Source organism: Gracilibacillus sp. YIM 98692, assembly GCF_010993965.1.
In the GTDB taxonomy this organism is placed as follows: Bacteria; Bacillota; Bacilli; order Bacillales; family Amphibacillaceae; genus Gracilibacillus.
On the sequence record NZ_WIXM01000023.1, the window covers coordinates 30,810 to 51,961 of the forward strand.

The following is a 21,152-nucleotide window of genomic DNA, read 5'->3' on the forward strand; positions in this document are numbered from 1 at the left end:
GGGGTTCTGCCGAGGAAGTTGAAGCCGTGCCCGCGGAAAGCGAAGTATGTTGTCGGAGCGTATGGTAGCAGTGTTCAAAAGTGAGGAAGATATAAGTACTTTATTAATATTTTTCTTTGTCACATTTTTCATCAACTATGTGGTAAAAATCAAAGAAGGCAAATAGGTGATACACTTTCTGGTTCCATAAACTTACAGTATTCTTCCTTCACATTTAGACAAAAATAAAATGGAATGTGAAGGGAGGATGATCGATTGAGTACTTATAGTCAAACGTGGTTCGGAAATATGAAAGGAGATATCTTGTCTGGGTTAGTTGTTGCTTTGGCGTTAATACCGGAAGCAATTGCATTTTCTATTATTGCTGGTGTTGATCCAATGGTTGGATTGTATGCATCTTTTACAATAGCCGTTGTGATTGCTTTTGTTGGTGGCCGACCAGGTATGATATCTGGTGCGACTGGGGCAATGGCATTATTGTTCATCGATTTAGTGGCTGGGTATGGTCTGCAATATTTGTTAGCAGCCACTATATTAACGGGAATAATCCAAATTCTATTTGGTATATTTAAACTTGCAAGGTATATGAAATTCATTCCTCGTTCCGTTATGGTAGGCTTTGTTAATGCGTTAGCTATTATGATTTTTTTGTCTCAACTTCAACATTTTGAAGGGGAAGCACTAATTATGTATGTATTAGTTGCCATCACATTAGCGATTATATATTTATTCCCCTATTTATCCAAAACGATACCAGCAACCCTGGTGGCGATCATCGTTGTTACAGCGTTAGTACTCTTTATGAATATTAATGTTCGAACGGTTGGTGATATTGGAAGTATTTCTCAAACATTACCCATTTTTTTATTACCAGATATACCGTGGAATTTTGAAACATTAACCATCATTTTACCTTACTCATTAGCACTTGCAGTGGTAGGGTTATTAGAGTCTTTATTAACGGCATCTATTGTAGACGACTCTACAGATACGGAAAGTAATAAAAACACCGAAAGTAATGGACAAGGGATAGCTAATATTGTGACTGGATTATTTGGCGGTATGGCAGGATGTGCAATGATCGGGCAATCCGTCATTAATATTAAATCAGGGGGAAGCGGTAGACTTTCCTCCTTAATAGCCGGGGTATTCCTTATGTTTTTAATTGTTGTACTTGGTGACATTGTCGTCCAAATACCAATGGCAGCTTTAGCTGGGGTGATGATTATGGTTGCCATAAGTACGTTCGATTGGAATTCACTAAAAACACTCCATTTAGTCCCCAAAAGTGATGCAGTTGTGATGGTGGTGACCGTACTAACGGTAGTTTTAACCCATAACTTAGCAATTGGTGTATTTGCTGGGATCTTATTAAGTTCTTTCTTTTTTGTTTCTAAAATTTCACAAGTTCGAGTAGAATCATCTATGAAAGGAAATAAACGATATTATAAGATCCGAGGAGAGCTTTTCTTTGCGTCTGTGACGGAACTCCTTCCTAAGTTCAACTATGATGAGGATGTAAAAGATGTTGAGATTAACCTAAGTCGATCTCATATCTGGGATGATTCTGCAGTTGTTGCAGTAGAGAAAATTGTCGCCAAATTTAAGGAAAATGGGAAACATGTAAAAGTAACGGGTATGAATGAGGATAGTACAGAGTTAATAGGAAAATTAGCTAATAAATTGTCATCACATTAAGGGGGTAATACCATGTATAAAAAAATATTACTTGCGACAGATGGTTCAGAACACTCAAAAAGGGCTGCAGAAAATGCCTTTCATATTGCACAATGCAGCTCCGGGTCACAACTTGAGGTAGTGTATGTAGTGAATGTCGATAAGGCAAAGTCTGATGTCATAAATAATTGGAATTCCATTGATGTAAACGATTCACGAAAAAAACAGTTCGATGAAGCCGAGAGGTTAGCTAAAGAAACGGGAATAAATTATAAAGTAAAAATTTTACATGGTGAACCGGGCCCTTCTATTGTGAACTATGCCAATAAAAATAATGTTGATATCGTTATAATTGGCAGCAGGGGACTTAATGGATTGCAGGAGTTTGTTTTAGGGAGTGTTAGTCATAAGGTTGCGAAACGAGCAAACTGCCCTGTTCTAATTGTTAAATAACAGTTCATTAATTGTACTTACATAGTATTTGGATGTATGAAAAATAAAACTTAAGGGTGAATGGCGGCTGGCATTTATTCTTAAGTTTTATTTTATTTAAAAATGAAATTTTAATCGAGTCTATGAACCAAAGATTCCGCTATCTATAACTAATCATCAAGGCATCAAGTAGAAATGACAGGCTGTAAGCGGGCACACTTTTGACGCTCTGCCTATACTATAATATAATGTACCTACTGACGTTTTCGGGATAACAAGAAAGAGGTGGAGAGAACGTGTTAGATCGTTTAGAATCGCTAGAAGCGCGTTATGATAAATTAAATGAATTATTAAGTGATCCAGAAGTCATTAATGACTCCAAAAAATTAAGAGAATATTCAAAAGAACAATCTGATTTACAAGAAGTAATTACCGCATATCGCGAATATAAAGAGGTGACATCCGAGTTAGACGATGCAAAAGTAATGCTAGAAGATGACTTGGATGATGAAATGCGCGAGATGGCAAAAATGGAAATTACCGAACTGTCCGAACGGAAAGAAGATTTAGAAGAAAGCCTGAAAATTTTACTATTACCAAAAGACCCGAACGACGACAAAAACGTTATCATGGAAGTTCGAGGAGCGGCCGGAGGAGACGAAGCAGCACTTTTCGCTGGCGACCTTTTCCGTATGTACTCTCGATATGCAGAATCAGAAGGATGGAAAATCGATATCATGGATTCCAATACAACAGGAGTTGGCGGCTTTAAAGAAGTCGTATTCATGATCAACGGAACCGGAGCTTACTCGAAATTAAAATTTGAAAATGGCGCACACCGTGTACAACGTGTACCAGAAACCGAATCAGGCGGACGCATTCATACATCTACCGCAACCGTTGTGGTAATGCCAGAAGCAGAGGAAGTTGAAGTGGATGTTCATGAAAAGGATATTCGAGTGGATACCTTTGCTTCCAGCGGTCCAGGCGGGCAAAGTGTTAACACCACCATGTCAGCAGTACGTCTGACACACGAGCCAACAGGAACCGTTGTATCCTGCCAAGACGAAAAATCACAAATTAAAAACAAAGAAAAAGCAATGAAAGTATTGCGCGCACGTATTTATGATAAATTCCAACAAGAAGCACAAGCAGAATATGACGAAACAAGGAAATCAGCAGTTGGATCCGGTGACCGTTCAGAACGAATTAGAACATATAACTTCCCGCAAAACCGTGTAACCGACCACCGTATCGGCCTAACGATTCAAAAGCTCGATCAAATCTTAGAAGGAAAAATTTCAGAAGTAATCGACGCCTTGATCATCGAAGAGCAAGCCAAAAAGATGGAGCAAATTGGAGAATAACATGAAACAAGAAACGATAACGATACATGAAGCCCTCCGCTGGGCTTCTTCTTTTTTAGAAAACGCATCCCGTGAAACCAAGGTCGCAGAGATCCTATTACGACATGAGTTAAACCTTAACCAGGCTCAACTAATCAGCCGCTTACGCGATACGATGAACTCATACACGTATCACTCCTATAAGGAGAAAATCGAACAGCACGCTGCGACGGGCATTCCTGTTCAACATTTAACAGGAGAAGAAGAATTCTTTGGCAGAACCTTTCAGGTAAATCAAGATGTCTTGATTCCTCGACCGGAAACAGAAGAATTAGTCGACCGTGTTATCCGTTTAGTAAGAGAAAAGGGTTGGAAGAGCGCAACTTTTGTTGATGTAGGGACGGGCAGTGGTATTATTGCGATTACATTGGCGTTAGAGTTGGAAGAGTTTGATATGATGGCAACAGATATTTCGGCAGATGCTCTTAAAGTGGCGCAAAACAATGCGCAAAACCATCAAGCGAGTATCCGTTTTTTAGAGGGTGATTTTCTAATGCCATTAATCAAGGAAGGAATAAAAGTGGATATGATCATATCCAATCCGCCTTATATTAGCTACGCAGAAACAGAAGAGCTATCAGACACGGTAAAGAACTTTGATCCAAATATGGCTTTATTTGCAGATCAAAATGGACTTGCGGCTTATCAAGCGATCATGGAACAGGCCCCGCAGGTATTGAAGCCAGGGGGGATCATCGCCTTTGAAATCGGCCATACCCAATCGGAAGATATCCAGACTATTATCCATAAAGCGTATCCAAACAGCCAGGTGAAAACGTATCAAGACATCAACCAAAAAAACCGCATCATCATCACCCAAACCTAATCGGAAGGCCAAACACCTTCCAATTTTTTTGTACATAGTTGAACGAAAATGCGATATACAATTATCTAAATAAGGCTGACGCATCAAATCGCCACTAGATGAAGATCTAGCTTTTTTGGTCTCAAGGTCATTTTGAATTAGAATGGGATGGTTTCGAGAAAGGTCTCGAGTGGTTTTGAAAGGTATGCGTCACGAAGTGGTATCAAAAGAAACGTTCTAATAGCAGTTTACCTCCGACTGTGTCTTTAAAACTGCGTATAGAGAGCTTCTAATAGCAGTTTACCTCCGACTGTGTCTTTAAAACTGCGTATAGAGAGCTTCTAATAGCAGTTTACCTCCGAGTATGTCTTTAAAACTGCGTATAGAGAGCTTCTAATAGCAGTTTACCTCTGAGTATGTCTTTAAAACTGCGTATAGAGAGCTTCTAATAGCAGTTTGCCTCTGAGTATGTCTTCAAAACTGCGTATAGAGAGCTTCTAATAGCAGTTTACCTCTGAGTATGTCTTTAAAACTGCGTATAGAGAGCTTCTAATGGCAGTTTACCTCTGAGTATGTCTTTAAAACTGCGTATAGAGAGCTTTTAATAGCAGTTACCTCTGAGTATGTCTTTAAAACTACGTATTGAGTGAATCGGACCGCTTTTTGATGGTAGAGCTTCGCGAAATGGTATCGAGAAATACTCTAAAGTAGTCTTTGTATGGTACAAAATATAAGAAATCTAAGGCTTTTATCATTTTGGCAAAAGACAATAATTCTATACCGCGGAGCCTTCCAATTAGATAAACACGACTGTTTTTCTGCAGCGGCGATTTAACGCTAACCTTTTCAAGCGAATAAATTTTAATAGTTTGATGGTTTAAAAGATTTGTTCATTGTCCACAATGTGACTAGTGATCGATTCATTAGTGACAGGAGGAATATAGGATGAAAAAGCTATTATGGATTATTATTATTACTATTCTTTTTATCGGTTTTTATCCGCAAAAAATAATGAGTGAACCATCAAATCAACAAATAAATGAGCAAAACTATCAAGTGATACCGGACGAAGCGATCCGGCTTCGCATTCTAGCAAATAGTGATAAAGAAGGAGATCAAGCGGTTAAACATCAAGTTCGTGACGCTGTGAATGAAGAGGTAACGAAATGGGTGGAAGGTTTTTCGGATATTAATGCTGCCAGAGAACTTATCTCTTCTCAAGTCCATCAATTAGAGCAAATTGTGGATGATGTGTTACAAGAACAAAACCAGACGATAGAATATTCGGTTTCCTATCGTAAAGACGTAAAATTCCCTACCAAATTGTACGGAAACTACCTTTATCCAGCTGGAGAATATGAAGCTATCTTAATTACCCTAGGGGAAGCAGAAGGTTCCAATTGGTGGTGCGTCGTATTCCCGCCGCTTTGCTTTTTAGATTTTTCATTCGGTACATCAGTTGATGCAGAAGAATCAGAAATGGATGAAGAGAGAGAAGAACAAGAGGATTCAGAATCATCTGAGGAGAAAGAAGAAGTAGAATATACTTTTTTCTTTTTAAAATGGTTTCAATAATTAGTCATAAATCTATCATTTGATTCATAGAATAGATAAAAAAATGATAGAGGTGTTCTAATGAAATTACAAGCAACTAAATCTGTGGATAACCACACTTTTCAACAGTTCTTCGGTTCAAAACTCGACATACTAGAAGACCATCAATTAAAGGAGTACGGTTACTTTGTCATCATTGATAACAAAAAGCTAGCATTTTTTGCGCTCGTGCCAGTAGATTCCCAGAACTTTTGGCTTCGTGCATTCGTGATGAAAGAAAATGCACCTGTAACATTACCAGTGATGATTATTCAATCTGCAGAAGAATTAGCAAAATATCAAGGTGCAGAGAACGTTTATATCCACAGCTCTACGAAAGCAGTAGACGATTTGTTGGCACAATTAAATTATCAAACAACAGATAAAGGCATTATCGAAGGAAAAAGTGGACAATGGTGGATAAACACACAGGTAAATGTGGATAAAAAAGAGAGTTATCAACAAAAATAACAGGTTATGTGAATAAAATCTGTTAATTTGTGAATAACTATACTATATCATCCCCCTTTAACATACATTTTTGTGGATATCATGTGGAAAAAAGGTCCTTTTGTCCACATGATATCCACATTTTTATGTTCTCAAACCAGAATTTATATCGTTATAGTGTTTTAGATGACAAGAGAATTTTTGATGGTGGAATCAAGACATGCTGCAGCAAAACTTCTCATCCGAGCAGGGTTTGAGAGAGTAGGCACGGGAAAAGGAGCATATTACATAGTGCCAGAATTGGAAGTGGCGCGAAAAAGCTAAATAGTGGCTCGAATCACTTGATTTGTGGCTCGAAAGCGGAAGATTGTGGCTCGAAAAGCAAAAAAAGTGGAGCGAAAACACCAAATTGTGGCGCGAAAGTTTTACCACAGATTCAAGCCGTCGCACACATCCGAGCTCTAACATAAAAAACCAGAAAATGTCTTCAGGCAGTTTCTGGTTTTTATCTCTTACTATCAAGAATTCCCCCTATACTTGCACATTTCATCGAATCATTCCATAATAAGTTTAGATTATTATAGATCGAGGGATCATCATGAAAACAAAAATGTGGAAAATTCACAATCAAGCATTACAGGAAGCGGCACAATGTTTACAACAGGGAGAAGTAGTCGCTTTTCCAACAGAAACCGTATATGGGCTAGGAGCAGATGCGACAAACGAAGAAGCAGTGAAAAAAATTTTTCAAGCAAAGGGGCGGCCAGCAGATAATCCGCTTATCGTCCATGTGCATCATCCCATACAAATTAGACAGTATGTGGAAGAAATACCACCACTGGCTCAGAAATTGATTGATCATTTTATGCCAGGTCCGTTTACGATTATATTAAAGAGTAATGGAAAAGCAGCCCATACAGTGACAGCAGGCCTTGATACCGTAGCCATTCGCATTCCAGATCATCCGGTAAGTCAGGCTTTATTGGAAACAGCTCAACTGCCATTAGCAGCACCAAGTGCCAATTTATCTGGAAAACCTAGTCCGACAAATGCAGATCATGTATATCAAGATTTAAATGGTAGAATTGCAGGTATTATAGATGGTGGGGCGACAGGTGTAGGATTGGAGTCAACGGTTGTCGATGGTACGCAAGATACGCCAGTTATCTTAAGACCAGGAGGCGTGACGAAAGAGGAGATCGAACAAGTCACAGGTCAATTGGAACAAAACAAGTCCTTTACTCAAGTGGAAAAGCAGCCGAAATCACCTGGAATGAAGTATAATCATTATGAACCAGATGCCCCATTACAACTGATAGATGGTTCTAGTACATTTTTTCAACAACAAATTAACCAATATCATAAAGAAGGAAAAAAAGTTGGGGTGATTGCTAGTTCCCCGCTTTCGGAAGAGCTTCAGGCAGATGATCTTTATGTTTGCGGATCAAGTGATCATTTACAAGAAGTAGCAGCCAAACTTTATTATGCGCTTAGATATTTTAATGATAAACCAGTCGATATCATTTTATGTGAGACTTTTCCAACTGAAGGTGTAGGAGAAGCGATTATGAATCGACTAACCAAAGCGGCATCCAGTCAATTGGCTGAGTAGTACCCCAAACGTTAGAAAAAGTGAAGTGAATCTCTCTATCTTCTCGTATTGATAGGATAAAGATAGAGTCCACTTAACTTATAAAGAAAACTCAGGCGTACCGAGCCTTTGGACGATAGCCGAGTCGTAGTTCGCACCTTGAAATTTTTAGTACGTCGAGTAACTTCCTGCTAAAATTTTAAACTTTCCTAACTTACAAAAATAAACATATCCCCTCTTGGACTTGCATACGAATAGATTGAAATGGCATGTCCTTGGAATTTTTCTAAAAAAGGCTTGTCGTCAACAAAAGACGAAAGCCTTCCTTTTTTCCACAATAATAAAGGGTGACATTTAAGAAAATCTAAAGTTTTCTCCGTAAGGGCAACAAGTACAAGATTTTCTAACGGTTTTGAACGTACTAATGTACAAAGAGGGGGCGCTTCACTGTGGCAACATTAGCTTTTGGGGAGTTACTATCCATCTTCTTTATGGCATTTGCATTAGGAATGGATGCTTTTTCAGTAGGGTTAGGGATTGGCATGCAGGAAATTCGTCTAAAACGGATTTTCATCATCGGTCTTGTAGTAGGTTTTTTTCATATATTGATGCCGTTTATCGGATTAATGGTAGGTTCTTTTATATCAGGAAAAGTGGAGGGCATTGCCGTATTGGCAGCAGGTCTTTTATTGTGCGGGATTGGTTTTCAAATGATTATGCAAACATTTATCGATCATGGAGGGCAGCTGCTTGCTCCTGTTGGGTTCGGATTATTTGTTTTTGCCTTTACCGTCAGTTTAGACAGCTTTTCTGTTGGTCTTTCCTTGGGGTTATCAGGCATTGCCACTGCATTCGCCATAATTATCTTTGGTATATTTGCTACCATTCTTACATGGACTGCTCTATTGATCGGACGACGGACTCATTACCTTTTAGGAACGTACAGTGAAATATTAGGTGGTAGCATCTTATTTGGTTTTGGTTTACATATCTTAATATAATAGGAGATAATACATCATGAGAAAAGGTAGTAATGGAGGCAGACCATACCATGAATATTTTATTTGTTTGTACAGGCAATACATGTCGAAGTCCTATGGCAGAAGCAATTATGACAAATTTGACCAATCATCAGGTTCAATCAGCAGGTATTTTTGCTGGAAATGGACAACCCATATCGGAAGGGTCCCGACAAGTGCTTGAAGAAAACGGAATCAAGCATCAACATCAGTCAAAAATGATAGATCCAGATTTAGTGAAATGGGCAGATCTCATTTTAACGATGACGACAAGCCATCGTGATATGTTAAAACAACAGTATACTAACATGAACGATAAAATGTATACGTTAAAGGAATATGTTGATCCCGTTTATGAAGAGAAATGGCAACAATTAAAAGAAGCGTATACCCAATTAGAAGAACTTAAATTAGATGAAAACTCCTCCTCCGAAGAAAAATCCAAGCTAATAGAAAAAATTAACCATCTAGAAAGTGGTATGAAAGACCTAAACATCTCCGACCCATTTGGGGGTAATGTCATGATTTACCAGAAAACGTATGAAGAATTGCATAAGTATCTTGAACTATTATCCAAAAAGTTAGACAATAATAATAGTTAAAGAGAGACTTCCATCAGTGGGGGTTCATACCCCGCTTCTGGTTAAATTGTCATGCTAGTTTGGGGAGGAGCAATAAAATGTCAAAACAAAGAAAAGGTGCAAGCCTTCGAACGAAGTTAGTGTTGTTTACGTCGATTTTAGCTCTAATCACTTATTCTGTAAGTGCGATTTTTATCTATTATGTACAAGATGCAATACGTCCATATGTGCAAATTTCAGAAGTTTGGTACGTATTATTTACCTTGTTGCTTGGTGTTATTTGGTCAGGAATACTAGCATTTATCGCAGCACGTTTTATTACCAAACCTTTAATAAAGCTAAAGCAATTTGCGGAAAAAGTGGCAGATGGGGATTTTAATCAGGAAATAGATCCACCCAAAACAACCACGGACGAAATAGGTTCTCTTACGATTGCGGTGCAAAAAATGGTGGTAAATGTCAATCGTATGTTAACAAATATAGAGAACCACGCCGAGGAAACACAGGAAACGGTACATACGATTAGAGATGCTGCCACTCGTTCTAAACAACAAGCAGAAACTCTAGAGGATACCATTGGCCAAATTGCCTCAGGGGCAGAGGAGTCATCAGCAGCGATTCAACAAACAGCTGATGCGGTAGATAACTCCACGAGAATTGCGAACGAAGTGGATGGAAAAGCAGAAGATTCTCAAGGGAAATCAAATGAAATGGTGGAGCAATTAAACGATTCTAAGCAAGTGATCCATACCCTTGTTCAAGGAATTGAAAAATTAGCAGAAAACCAAGATAATGCTTTACATGATGTAAATCGTTTATCGCAAAAGGCAAAAGAAGTGGAGAACGTCATTTCACTTGTAGGGGATATCAGTGAACAGACGAATTTACTTGCATTAAACGCTTCGATTGAGGCATCTCGTGCAGGAGAAGAAGGAAAAGGATTTGCAGTTGTTGCGGAAGAAGTGCGAAAATTGGCGGATCAAAGTTCGCAAGCTGTTCAAAGCATTTCCGATCTCATTCAAGATATGCAAAAGGATGTGGAGCTTGTTGTCGGCAACATGCGCACACATGTGGAGGACACACGAAATGAAGTGAAAAAAGGTGAAGAAACCACTTCTGTTATCGATGATATGTCAGATTCTATATATGATGTAGCATCTGTCATTAAAGAAATATCAGGGTTGGTAGAAAAGCAAGTAAAAGAAATCGAAGCAACACAAGCCAAGTCTCAAAATGTCGCTGCCATTGCACAAGAAACATCAGCTGGTGCAGAAGAAATTAATTCTACCGTGGAAGAACAAGCTGATTTTGCAGAAAATTTAGAAGAATTGGCGATTTCACTAGAAAATCAAGCACAAAACTTGAAAAACACAATGAGGCAATTTAAGCTTAGCTAAAGGACTTTTTTGTAAAGGGGAAATCGTCATGAAAGTTATATTAGCGTCCGATCACGGTGGAATAAATTTAGCAAAAGAAATCATTTCATTGTTAGAGGAATTGAATATTGAGTATGAGGATATTGGTTGTAACTGTGAAGATTCTGTAGATTATCCGGATTATGGCATCCCTGCAGCAGAACGTGTAGCAAGTGGTGAATTTGACCGCGGAATCTTAATCTGCGGAACAGGCATTGGCATGTCGATAGCGGCAAACAAGGTGAAAGGTATCCGTGCAGCATTAGTTCATGATGTCTTTAGTGCGAAGGCAACACGAGAACATAATGACTCTAACATGATTACAATGGGTGAACGTGTTATCGGAGCAGGTCTTGCACGTGAAATTGCCAGTACTTGGTTAGGGACAGAATTCCAAGGCGGCCGTCATGCGAATCGTGTCGGAAAAATGACTGATTACGAGAATAAATAAGGAAAGGGGCACTCCATCATGAAACTGGATCAATGGGCAGAGGACATCGAAGCTATTGTTGATGAGTGGGAAAAACAAGAGTTCCTTTCTGAAGGAGATTTATTCGTCATCGGATGTTCGACCAGTGAAGTAGCTGGAGAACGGATCGGAACATCCGGCAGTGAAGAAGTTGCCGCCATGATTTTTGAAAAAGTTCAGCAATTAAAGCAAAAGATAGGGGTCGATATTGCTTTTCAATGCTGTGAACATCTCAACCGTGCGTTAGTGGTCGAGAAAAAGGTGATGCGAGAGCGCGGGTTCGACCCTGTGTCTGTAGTCCCCGTTCGAAAAGCAGGTGGTTCAATGGCAGCATATGCCTTTGAACAGTTAGAAGATGCGGTAGTCGTAGAAAATGTCCGTGCGGATGCTGGTATCGATATAGGAGAAACGATGATTGGAATGCATCTTAAGCCAGTAGTTGTTCCATTAAGATTGAAGCAGCGATGGGTGGGACATGCACGTGTTAATAGTGCTTTGACAAGACCGAAATTGATTGGCGGCCCTAGAGCTGTGTATGCAACATAACTATTTGAGAAGTGCACCTTTTTCTAATTTACGAACAAAAGGTGCGTTTTTTGTCTTTTTATTCGCAAAAATTATGGAAATTATTTTAAAATGATGTTATTTTATAAATGGAGTAACTGAATAACGAATGTTTACGTGTTAGCTATTCAAAAACATTAGGAGGAGCAAAAAATGGATCATGTAAAAAACTTTGATGCTGAAATATTTCAAGCAGTGGAAGACGAAAGAAAACGCCAAAATGATAAGATTGAGCTAATCGCTTCTGAGAACTTTGTGTCTGAAGCAGTAATGGAAGCACAAGGTTCGGTTTTAACGAACAAATATGCAGAAGGTTACCCAGGTCGCCGCTACTATGGTGGATGTGAGCATGTCGATGTTGCAGAAGATCTAGCTCGTGATCGTGCGAAAGAATTATTCGGGGCAGAGTATGTGAACGTACAGCCGCACTCTGGGGCACAAGCGAACATGGCTGTATATCTTACTGTATTGGAGCCAGGAGATACGGTTTTAGGGATGAATTTAAGTCATGGTGGTCACTTAACTCACGGAAGTCCGGTAAACTTTAGTGGAAAGCTTTATAACTTTGTGGACTATGGAGTAGATGCAGATTCTGAGGAAATTGATTATGATGCAGTACTTGCGAAAGCAAAAGAAGTACAGCCGAAGTTAATTGTAGCTGGGGCAAGTGCTTATCCTCGTCAAATTGATTTCAAAAAATTCCGTGAAATTGCTGATGCAGTTGATGCCTATCTAATGGTAGATATGGCGCACATTGCAGGACTTGTTGCAACAGGATTACACCCAGATCCAGTGCCGCATTCTCACTTTGTGACAACAACGACACATAAAACATTACGCGGTCCTCGCGGTGGTATGATTTTATGTAAAGAAGAGTTCGGGAAGCAGATCGATAAAACGGTATTCCCTGGTATGCAAGGTGGTCCATTAATGCATGTGATTGCAGCTAAAGCTGTATCATTCAAGGAAGCTTTACAACCAGCATTCAAGGAATATGGTGGAAATATCATTAAGAATGCAAAACGTTTTGGAGAAGTATTAGAATCGGAAGGTATCCGTACTGTCTCAGGCGGTACAGATAACCACTTACTATTATTAGATGTTCGCGGTTTGAACTTAACAGGTAAAGATGCAGAAAAAGCATTAGATGATGTTGGTATTACAACCAACAAAAACACGATTCCTTTTGACCCAGAAAGTCCATTTGTAACTAGCGGTATCCGTGTAGGTACAGCTGCAGTAACATCTAGAGGATTTGGCGAAGAAGAAATGGAAGAAGTAGCGAAAATTATCGCTTTCACTTTGAAAAATCATGACGATGAAGCAAAACTACAAGAAGCAAGAGAACGTGTAGAAGCACTAACAGCAAAATTCCCTTTATATCAGTAATCGGACATACAAGCTAGATCTGACTCATCATTAGTCAGGTCTAGCTTTTTTTATAGGGATAAGTGCTAAACCATCGCTGTGGGGTCTTCGGAAGCTGCTCTTCCCCCAGGAGTCTCGCATTTTTCCACAGCTTAAATTGAATTTCATTTTAAGTGAGAAAAATCATAAAATCTTATGAAAATAGGACATATTATACCGCGAATTTTATTTCTTACCAGCGGAGGAAATATACGTAGACTCCTGCGGGAAAAGCAACAGCTGAAGATCCCGCAGGAAGCGGTTTTTGCTTCCGAGGAAGCTGAAGCGTTGCCCGCGGAAAGCGAAGTATATTTCCGTAGCGGTATGTAGAGCTCATTATTTCAGTTTTAACCATAAAATTATAGAGAGCCCTGTTCTACTCTGCTTCTCCTAAATTATAGATAATTCAATCAAAATGTTTTGTTCTCCTTGAAAGGTGGTATATTTTTGAGTACAATTTTTAGGATGAACAAATTCATTTGAGGTAAACTATCGAAAAAAAAGGAGCGATCCCATCGTGAGTAATGTATATGTATTAGATCATCCGCTTATTCAACATAAGTTAACGTACATACGAAATAAACATACAGGAACCAAAGAATTCCGCGCCCTAGTAGACGAAGTTTCTGCTTTAATGGCGTTCGAGATTACAAGAGACCTTCCATTAGAAGAGACAACGATTGAAACACCTGTAATGGAAGCAACCACAAAAGTATTAAGCGGGAAGAAAATTGGACTCGTTCCCATTTTAAGAGCCGGACTTGGCATGGTAGACGGTATCCTTCGCTTAATCCCAGCAGCAAAGGTAGGACATGTTGGCTTGTACCGTGATCCTGAAACCTTAAAGCCAGTCGAATACTACATCAAACTCCCTTCCGACATAGAAGAACGAGAATTAATCGTGATCGACCCAATGCTCGCAACAGGCGGCTCCGCAAATGATGCGATTCATTCCTTAAAAAAGCGCGGTGCCACAAACATTAAATTAATGTGCCTGATCGCAGCACCTGAAGGGGTAGAAATCATACAAAAAGATCATCCAGATGTTGATATTTATTTAGGTGCTCTTGATGAGAAGTTAAATGAAAAAGGATATATTATCCCAGGCTTAGGAGATGCTGGAGACCGTTTGTTTGGAACAAAATAATATCAGTAAACAAGGGGAGACCGGAAAATGTCTAAACCAATTAAAGTGATGACGATTTTTGGAACAAGGCCAGAAGCAATCAAAATGGCACCACTTGTCTTAGAACTGCAAAAACGACCAGAGCAATTTGAAGCAATTGTGACGGTAACAGCACAGCACCGAGAAATGCTAGATCAAGTGCTCGAAATTTTTGATGTTACACCAGATCATGACTTGAACATTATGAAAGCAAGACAAACTTTAGCCCAAATCACGACCAGAGCGTTAGAAGGTCTGGATCAAGTCATGCAAGAAGCAAAACCAGATATTGTGCTAGTGCATGGCGATACAACAACAACTTTTGCGGCATCTGTTGCAGCCTATTACAACCAAATCGCGGTAGGGCATGTGGAAGCAGGATTGCGTACATGGAATAAATATTCTCCATATCCAGAGGAAATGAATCGCCAATTAACAGGGGTGATGGCTGACTTGCATTTTGCCCCAACCAATAAAGCGAAACAAAATTTATCGAACGAAAACAAAGAAGAGGATACGATTTTTGTTACAGGAAATACAGCAATCGATGCGTTATCCACAACAGTAGATGAAAACTATTCACATGCTGTACTAGAAGAAGTTGGCAATAAGCGCCTTGTACTGATGACAGCACATAGACGAGAAAACTTAGGTGAAAACATGCAGCAAATGTTCCGAGCAATTAAGCGTCTAGTCGAAGAGCATGAAGACATTCATGTTGTCTATCCAGTTCATTTGAACCCTGTCGTTCAGGAAACAGCCAATCAAATATTAGGAGATCACCCTCGCATTTCGCTCATTGAACCATTGGGAGTGGTCGATTTCCATAACTTCGCATCCCGTGCTCATTTAATTTTGACCGATTCTGGCGGAGTGCAGGAAGAAGCACCGTCTCTAGGAGTTCCTGTCCTGGTACTGCGAGATACGACAGAACGCCCAGAAGGCATTGATGCAGGAACTCTAAAGCTTGCAGGTACTGACGAAGATCACATATTTTCACTTGCTAATGAGCTGTTATCTGATGAGGAAGCCCACCGCAAGATGGCTCGCGCATCTAATCCATACGGTGACGGTAAGGCCTCCGAGCGCATAGCTGAAGCGATCCGCTACTTTTTTAACCAAACCAATCAAAAACCATCTTCGTTTTAAGTCCCGATTGAATCGGGGCTTTTTTTCCGTATCAGAAAGTAAATGGTCAGCAAGGAAGAATTATCGACGTAGTAGACCATTTTAGGAAGATTGATAAGGGCAACTATGTCTCTGACTTCGCCAAAGGCTCGTCGATCGACAAGTTTTCTTTAGTATATCTAATCCTCTCTTGCACAAAATATGTATATTCCATGGGAAAAGGAAGTGCTTTGGATGAAATGGTTAATTGTTGCGGCGATGCTTTTTAGTACCATATCGATTCAGCCGTCTGAATCAGAAGATATTTCGCTTATTGTCGAGACAGAAGATAATCCGCATGCTTTTGCGGAACAAATCGAAACATACCATCCAAGAATGGAGATTCTAGCTGTATATGACACGATTTTTGATGGTGTTGCGGTTAAAGGGGACAGACGAGCGATTGAGCAACTTAAAGAAGATAACTCGTGGAAACAAAGTTATCCGGTTCATACATACCAAGCAATAGAGGTTGAGCCAATCAACAAAAGCATTCCGTTTTTCCTTTCTAAAGAGCTCCCTTATACAGGGAAAGGGGTGAAAGTTGGGGTGATCGATACCGGGATCGATTATACACACCCTGACCTTCAACATAGTTATCAGGGAGGATATGACCTGGTGGACTTTGATGCAGATCCAATGGAAACAACGATTGAACAAGGAATGCCCACTTCCCATGGGACACATGTAGCAGGAATTATTGCGGCAAATGGCAGCATGCAAGGTATCGCAAAGGATGCAGAATTATACGCATACCGAGCACTTGGTCCAGGCGGATCAGGCAGTTCTGTACAAGTCATGGCAGCAATCGAACAAGCAGTCAAAGATGGAATGGATGTGATCAATTTATCCCTAGGCAATACCATAAACGGTCCCGACTGGCCAACAAGTGTCGCGGTGAACCGTGCCACCGAACAAGGCGTAACCGTAGTCATCGCTAACGGCAATACAGGACCAGAACCATGGACAGTAGGATCACCAGCAACGGCAAGCAGTGTCATTTCCGTCGGCGCTTCCACCCCATTACTCAAGCAGCCTTATTTGTATGATCGTTTTAGTGAAAAGAAAGTAGAGATATTGTCACTGGTAGGATCGAGCAACTGGGCGTTTGAGGGTGATCTGAAGGTGTTGCATGAAGACAATGCACCGAAGCAGCTTCCGATGGATACCATTTTAGTGATGGATCGCGGCACCGTTCCGTTTGCACAATTAGCAATCAAAGCAGATGAAATGGGAGCAAAAGCCCTCTTAATTGCTAATAAAGAAGAGGGGGTATTTCAAGGTGCTCTAGAGGCAAACGTTGATATACCAGTAGCCGCTATTTCAAAAGAAGATGGAGAATGGCTGAAGCAAGCTGATCGTACTTATTTACAGGTAGAGCATCAGGAAATAAAGGATACGGTAACAGAATTTAGCTCCAGAGGACCTGTTACAGTAAATTGGATGATTAAACCAGAAGTAGTAGCACCTGGGGCAGCAATTATGAGCACCGTACCAGGCGGTTATCAAGCGTTAAGCGGAACAAGTATGGCGTCACCGCATGTAGCGGGGGCAGCTGCGTTGCTAAAGGAAGCACATCCCAATTGGACACCAAAGCAAATCAAGGCAGCACTAATAACGACAGCAGATCCATTTCAGCAGTTTTTGCCAAATGAACAAGGAGCGGGAAAAGTAGTGGTGGATGAAGCTTTAAAAGCAGATACACTATTATACGACTCGTTTATTCATTTTGGAAAAGTGGAGGATATCTCAGAATATAAGGAGGCGACAATAACCGTTGAGAATGTATCAGAAAAGGAAAAGCGTTATGCTTTCAAACAGCCAGAACAAAAGCAAAGCATTCGTTGGAAGCTGCCAAAGTCATTTTCGTTAGCTCCAGGTGAAAAAAGAGAGGTGACCGTTGAAGCAACCATTCGTCATCATCAAATAGAAGAACCTTTTGTACAAGGATATTTACAATTAAATGATTTTTCACTGCCTTATCTGTTTTTAACAGAAGATACGCCATTACCAAAAGCGATGGGGTTGGAGTTTGCTTTAGAGCCTTTGGATGATGCTTATCAATATCAATTTTACTTAACAGAGGAAGCAGAAAGTGTCACGGTAGATTTGTATGATCCATATACTTTTGCATTTCAGCAAACATTGTTGCAGTTAGAAAGTCCTGAACAAGGTGTGGTTAAAGGGAAGATTGAAAAGGATGCAGTGCATGAAAAAGGGATGTTTTTGGCAAATATTACAGTGGAGTTTGCGGACGATGTGTTTCAATATCAAACCATGTTAGAGGTGTATGGACAAAATTAGTATAAGGTAAATTCAACCAAAAATCAATATGTTTCGTATTGCGAAATAATTGTCACATATTGTTTGAATTTGTGAACACATCTTACAAATCCCTTGACGAGAGGATTTTGACTGGATATGTCATGTTTTGTCTGTATATTCTGGCGATTTATGCTTTAAAATGATTGACATAAAGCACCCCCTATTGTATGCTATTTGAGTGTGGATGATAAGGTTTACAGAGGTTTGCAGGCAAATGGGTTGGAAGCTAGCGTTGAAGTCATAAGGTAAGATTCTTTCTTACATAGGAGTGAGAAATTTGTCACAACCTCCCCAGAAGAATCCCTTTCGAGGTTTAGCCATTGGAAGTACAATATTGTCACAATTGGTTGGTGGACCACTTGTTGGAATATTCTTAGGGAAATGGCTGGATCAACATCTTTCCACATCACCACTTTGTTTAGTGCTAGGACTACTTTTAGGACTAGGAGCCGGACTTTATGGAACGATTCATTTTATACGAAAACTAACGGGAGAATAGAAACATGGATCAATATAACAAAATGATAACCCGTCAGCGTAAATGGATGTTCTATCTTCTTGCACTTTTTGTACTTGGATGGGGATTCACTCCGTATACAAGTATATTCCTCGGACTCCTCCTAGGAACAGCTTTAAGCTTTTATAACTTATGGGTTATGCAGCGAAAAGTGGCGCACTTTGGACAAGCTGTTTCAAAAGGAACACGATCAACAGGAATCGGAACATTTTCACGATTAGCAACCGCAGCATTAGCTGTGATTATTGCCCTGCGTTTCGAAGAGTATTTCCATTTCATCGCTGTGATATTAGGATTAATGACAACTTATGTTGTTATTATGATAGATTTTGCATTATCTAGAAAACAAGACTAGCAAAGGGAAGTGAGGTGAAGCAATTGGATCACGAATCACCGCTGTATCATGATCTATGGGGAATTCCGTGGTTAGATTTTAACTTATCAACTGTATTAATGACCTTTATTTCATCTGTCATTGTCTTTATTATTTGCGTTTTAGCAGCAAGAAATCTACAGATGAAGCCAACAGGTTTTCAAAACTTTATGGAGTGGATCGTCGAGTTTGTTAAAGGCATCATTGGCGATACCATGGACTGGAAGACAGGGAAAGTTTTCCTTCCACTAGGTTTAACATTATTAGTATACCTATTTGTTAGTAACATTCTTGGTGTTATTACGATGGGGGTATGGGGGCACACATTATGGTGGAAATCACCAACCTCTGACGCGACTTTAACACTATCGTTGTCAGCAATGGTTATTTTGTTAACCCATTTCTATGGAATTAAAGTAAGAGGGTTTAAGGAATATGGAAAATCATTTTTCCAACCAATCCCGTTACTATTTCCGTTAAAAATTATTGAAGAATTTGCGAATACTTTAACATTAGGTTTGCGTCTCTTCGGTAATATCTTTGCTGGTGAAATATTATTAGCACTAATTACGAAAATGGCGATGATAGCTATTCCAGTTACAACCGTGTTTTCATTGATTCCAATGGTAGCATGGCAAGGATTCAGTTTATTCATCGGTGCTATTCAAGCATTTATTTTCACAATGTTAACAATGGTTTATATGTCTCATAAAGTGAGTTCAGACCATTAAAATAATTAAAATTTTGAAATAGTTTATACATTTTAAAGGAGGAAACATACAAATGGGAGTTTTAGCAGCTGCAATTGCAATTGGTTTAGCGGCACTAGGTGCTGGTGTAGGTAACGGTTTAATCGTAAGTCGTACAGTAGAAGGGATTGCGCGTCAGCCAGAATTACGCGGTACTCTTCAAACAACAATGTTTATCGGGGTAGCATTAGTTGAGGCGATTCCGATTTTCGCCGTTGTTATTGCCTTCATGGTAATGTAACGATTAACAGTAAAACGGATAGAATGGCGAAGTTCGTCTATGACAACTTTCGCCATTCCTTTGTAGTAAAAGCAGAATGAAATGTATGATTGATAAATAGATGGAAAACGATTTGCAGGAAGGAGTGAACACTGTGCAACTATTAGCAAGTGAGCTCATTATCGGAGCTTCCGTTGGTGGTTTCCGTGGTGGAGATATGTTATTTGCGCTTGTCAGCTTTGCAATTCTTCTTTATCTATTAAAGAAATTCGCATGGGGACCGTTAATGAACAAAATGGAAGAGCGTGAAAACCATATCGCGAATGAAATAGATACAGCGGAGAAGAACCGCGAAGAAGCAGAAAAGGCATCTCGTGAAGCAAACGAGCAGCTAAAAGCGACTCGTCAAGAAGCACAGCAAATCATTGAAGATGCGAAGAAAGCTGGACAGGGTCAAGAAAAAGCAATCATTAAAGCAGCAGAAGAATCTGCGGCAAGAATGAAAAAGTCTGCGGAAGAAGATATCGCACGTGAGAAAGAAAAAGCGATTGAAGCTCTGCAAGATAAAGTGGCAACATTGTCCGTTCAGATTGCTGCTAAAGTAATTGAAAAAGAAATTAACGCGGAAGACCAAGAGCAGTTGATCAGTGACTACATTAAAGAGGTAGGAGAAGAGCGATGAGTAAAGCAAATGTAGCAAAGCGTTATGCAGAAGCTCTTTTTCAGATTGGTGTAGAAAAGGAAACAATCGATTTTTTTGATACAGAACTTCAAACAGTGAAGGAAGTATTTGAATCGAACGAATCTTTTTTGAAATTTTTACAGCATCCCAAAGTAGATGCTGATGAGAAAAAACAACTGCTCAACAAAGCGTTCGCAGGCTTTTCGAAGGATGTATTACATACACTTTCGTTACTTGTAGATCGCCATAACGAAGCAATCGTTCCGGAAGTCGTTGACTATTTCCAAACTTTTGTATTCGAATCAAAAGGGATAAAACAAGCAACGGTTTATTCGGTTAGAGAATTGTCTGAAGCTGAAATTAAACAAATACAACAAGTATTTACGAAAAAATTAAATGTCCAAACATTAAAAGTGAACAATCAAGTAGATCCTTCTGTTATAGGCGGTGTGAAGATTAAAGTCGGCAACACAGTGTATGATGGAACGATTCAAGGAAAACTTGAGCGTTTAGAACGTAATATTGTAACTGCGAATTAATGATGA

General features: G+C 39.6%; 22 protein-coding genes. All 22 read left to right on the top strand.

Annotated features, from left to right (window positions below; all coding sequences use genetic code 11):
* Positions 1–288: 288 nt before the first annotated feature.
* Positions 289–1,698 carry a SulP family inorganic anion transporter gene (locus GHD00_RS15740; RefSeq protein ID WP_163539141.1) on the top strand — a complete coding sequence of 470 codons (1,410 nt, stop codon included), beginning with the start codon at positions 289–291 and terminating at the stop codon, positions 1,696–1,698.
* Between the two features lie 12 nt (positions 1,699–1,710).
* A complete protein-coding gene (locus GHD00_RS15745) occupies positions 1,711–2,130 on the top strand; it encodes a universal stress protein (RefSeq protein ID WP_163539107.1) in 420 nt (139 codons plus the stop codon).
* Between the two features lie 275 nt (positions 2,131–2,405).
* Positions 2,406–3,476: a peptide chain release factor 1 gene (gene prfA, locus GHD00_RS15750; RefSeq protein WP_163539108.1), complete on the top strand. Its 1,071-nt coding sequence runs from the start codon at positions 2,406–2,408 to the stop codon at positions 3,474–3,476.
* Between the two features lies 1 nt (position 3,477).
* A complete protein-coding gene (prmC, locus tag GHD00_RS15755) occupies positions 3,478–4,341 on the top strand; it encodes a peptide chain release factor N(5)-glutamine methyltransferase (RefSeq protein ID WP_163539109.1) in 864 nt (287 codons plus the stop codon).
* Positions 4,342–5,265: 924 nt separating this feature from the next.
* On the top strand, positions 5,266–5,895 hold the full coding sequence (gene spoIIR / locus GHD00_RS15760; RefSeq protein WP_163539110.1) for a stage II sporulation protein R: 630 nt from the start codon (positions 5,266–5,268) through the stop codon (positions 5,893–5,895).
* Between the two features lie 60 nt (positions 5,896–5,955).
* Positions 5,956–6,384, top strand: coding sequence for a hypothetical protein (locus GHD00_RS15765; RefSeq protein ID WP_163539111.1), 429 nt, complete (start codon positions 5,956–5,958; stop codon positions 6,382–6,384).
* A 577-nt stretch (positions 6,385–6,961) separates the two neighbouring features.
* Positions 6,962–7,975 carry an L-threonylcarbamoyladenylate synthase gene (locus tag GHD00_RS15770; protein ID WP_163539112.1) on the top strand — a complete coding sequence of 338 codons (1,014 nt, stop codon included), beginning with the start codon at positions 6,962–6,964 and terminating at the stop codon, positions 7,973–7,975.
* A 470-nt stretch (positions 7,976–8,445) separates the two neighbouring features.
* Positions 8,446–8,955 carry a manganese efflux pump MntP gene (locus tag GHD00_RS15775; RefSeq protein ID WP_163539142.1) on the top strand — a complete coding sequence of 170 codons (510 nt, stop codon included), beginning with the start codon at positions 8,446–8,448 and terminating at the stop codon, positions 8,953–8,955.
* A gap of 50 nt (positions 8,956–9,005) precedes the next feature.
* Complete coding sequence (locus tag GHD00_RS15780; protein ID WP_163539113.1) at positions 9,006–9,575, top strand: low molecular weight protein arginine phosphatase; 570 nt, start codon at positions 9,006–9,008, stop codon at positions 9,573–9,575.
* A gap of 77 nt (positions 9,576–9,652) precedes the next feature.
* Positions 9,653–10,951 (top strand): methyl-accepting chemotaxis protein, encoded by a 1,299-nt coding sequence (locus tag GHD00_RS15785; protein WP_163539114.1) that lies wholly within the window; start codon positions 9,653–9,655, stop codon positions 10,949–10,951.
* 28 nt (positions 10,952–10,979) lie between these two features.
* A complete protein-coding gene (rpiB, locus tag GHD00_RS15790) occupies positions 10,980–11,420 on the top strand; it encodes a ribose 5-phosphate isomerase B (RefSeq protein ID WP_163539115.1) in 441 nt (146 codons plus the stop codon).
* An 18-nt stretch (positions 11,421–11,438) separates the two neighbouring features.
* Positions 11,439–11,984, top strand: a complete 546-nt coding sequence (locus GHD00_RS15795) for a TIGR01440 family protein (RefSeq protein WP_163539116.1) — start codon at positions 11,439–11,441, stop codon at positions 11,982–11,984.
* A 171-nt stretch (positions 11,985–12,155) separates the two neighbouring features.
* Positions 12,156–13,391, top strand: a complete 1,236-nt coding sequence (locus tag GHD00_RS15800; protein ID WP_163539117.1) for a serine hydroxymethyltransferase — start codon at positions 12,156–12,158, stop codon at positions 13,389–13,391.
* Positions 13,392–13,926: 535 nt separating this feature from the next.
* On the top strand, positions 13,927–14,556 hold the full coding sequence (gene upp / locus GHD00_RS15805) for a uracil phosphoribosyltransferase (RefSeq protein WP_163539118.1): 630 nt from the start codon (positions 13,927–13,929) through the stop codon (positions 14,554–14,556).
* A gap of 27 nt (positions 14,557–14,583) precedes the next feature.
* Positions 14,584–15,723 carry a non-hydrolyzing UDP-N-acetylglucosamine 2-epimerase gene (gene wecB, locus GHD00_RS15810; RefSeq protein ID WP_163539119.1) on the top strand — a complete coding sequence of 380 codons (1,140 nt, stop codon included), beginning with the start codon at positions 14,584–14,586 and terminating at the stop codon, positions 15,721–15,723.
* 213 nt (positions 15,724–15,936) lie between these two features.
* Positions 15,937–18,045, top strand: a complete 2,109-nt coding sequence (locus GHD00_RS15815; protein WP_163539120.1) for a S8 family serine peptidase — start codon at positions 15,937–15,939, stop codon at positions 18,043–18,045.
* A 298-nt stretch (positions 18,046–18,343) separates the two neighbouring features.
* Positions 18,344–18,565: an AtpZ/AtpI family protein gene (locus GHD00_RS15820; protein ID WP_163539121.1), complete on the top strand. Its 222-nt coding sequence runs from the start codon at positions 18,344–18,346 to the stop codon at positions 18,563–18,565.
* 4 nt (positions 18,566–18,569) lie between these two features.
* Entirely contained in the window at positions 18,570–18,938 is a 369-nt protein-coding gene (locus GHD00_RS15825) for an ATP synthase subunit I (RefSeq protein WP_163539122.1), read from the top strand.
* A 23-nt stretch (positions 18,939–18,961) separates the two neighbouring features.
* Positions 18,962–19,687, top strand: a complete 726-nt coding sequence (atpB, locus tag GHD00_RS15830; protein WP_163539123.1) for a F0F1 ATP synthase subunit A — start codon at positions 18,962–18,964, stop codon at positions 19,685–19,687.
* A 52-nt stretch (positions 19,688–19,739) separates the two neighbouring features.
* Entirely contained in the window at positions 19,740–19,946 is a 207-nt protein-coding gene (atpE, locus tag GHD00_RS15835; RefSeq protein ID WP_163539124.1) for a F0F1 ATP synthase subunit C, read from the top strand.
* Positions 19,947–20,079: 133 nt separating this feature from the next.
* A complete protein-coding gene (gene atpF, locus GHD00_RS15840; RefSeq protein WP_481810394.1) occupies positions 20,080–20,607 on the top strand; it encodes a F0F1 ATP synthase subunit B in 528 nt (175 codons plus the stop codon).
* Positions 20,604–21,146 carry a F0F1 ATP synthase subunit delta gene (locus GHD00_RS15845; RefSeq protein WP_163539126.1) on the top strand — a complete coding sequence of 181 codons (543 nt, stop codon included), beginning with the start codon at positions 20,604–20,606 and terminating at the stop codon, positions 21,144–21,146. The genes atpF and GHD00_RS15845 overlap by 4 nt, the downstream gene beginning before the upstream one ends.
* Positions 21,147–21,152 lie beyond the last annotated feature (6 nt).

Excerpts from the sequence above, each read along its gene's own strand:
- GHD00_RS15845 (WP_163539126.1), top strand. The coding sequence starts at position 20,604 with ATGAGTAAAGCAAATGTAGCAAAGCGTTATGCAGAAGCTCTTTTTCAG.
- GHD00_RS15795 (WP_163539116.1), top strand. The coding sequence starts at position 11,439 with ATGAAACTGGATCAATGGGCAGAGGACATCGAAGCTATTGTTGATGAG.
- spoIIR (WP_163539110.1), top strand. The coding sequence starts at position 5,266 with ATGAAAAAGCTATTATGGATTATTATTATTACTATTCTTTTTATCGGT.
- GHD00_RS15765 (WP_163539111.1), top strand. The coding sequence starts at position 5,956 with ATGAAATTACAAGCAACTAAATCTGTGGATAACCACACTTTTCAACAG.
- prmC (WP_163539109.1), top strand. The coding sequence starts at position 3,478 with ATGAAACAAGAAACGATAACGATACATGAAGCCCTCCGCTGGGCTTCT.
- GHD00_RS15770 (WP_163539112.1), top strand. The coding sequence starts at position 6,962 with ATGAAAACAAAAATGTGGAAAATTCACAATCAAGCATTACAGGAAGCG.
- GHD00_RS15825 (WP_163539122.1), top strand. The coding sequence starts at position 18,570 with ATGGATCAATATAACAAAATGATAACCCGTCAGCGTAAATGGATGTTC.
- rpiB (WP_163539115.1), top strand. The coding sequence starts at position 10,980 with ATGAAAGTTATATTAGCGTCCGATCACGGTGGAATAAATTTAGCAAAA.
- GHD00_RS15815 (WP_163539120.1), top strand. The coding sequence starts at position 15,937 with ATGAAATGGTTAATTGTTGCGGCGATGCTTTTTAGTACCATATCGATT.
- atpE (WP_163539124.1), top strand. The coding sequence starts at position 19,740 with ATGGGAGTTTTAGCAGCTGCAATTGCAATTGGTTTAGCGGCACTAGGT.
- GHD00_RS15785 (WP_163539114.1), top strand. The coding sequence starts at position 9,653 with ATGTCAAAACAAAGAAAAGGTGCAAGCCTTCGAACGAAGTTAGTGTTG.
- GHD00_RS15745 (WP_163539107.1), top strand. The coding sequence starts at position 1,711 with ATGTATAAAAAAATATTACTTGCGACAGATGGTTCAGAACACTCAAAA.
- GHD00_RS15800 (WP_163539117.1), top strand. The coding sequence starts at position 12,156 with ATGGATCATGTAAAAAACTTTGATGCTGAAATATTTCAAGCAGTGGAA.
- GHD00_RS15740 (WP_163539141.1), top strand. The coding sequence starts at position 289 with ATGAAAGGAGATATCTTGTCTGGGTTAGTTGTTGCTTTGGCGTTAATA.
- GHD00_RS15780 (WP_163539113.1), top strand. The coding sequence starts at position 9,006 with ATGAATATTTTATTTGTTTGTACAGGCAATACATGTCGAAGTCCTATG.
- wecB (WP_163539119.1), top strand. The coding sequence starts at position 14,584 with ATGTCTAAACCAATTAAAGTGATGACGATTTTTGGAACAAGGCCAGAA.
- GHD00_RS15775 (WP_163539142.1), top strand. The coding sequence starts at position 8,446 with ATGGCATTTGCATTAGGAATGGATGCTTTTTCAGTAGGGTTAGGGATT.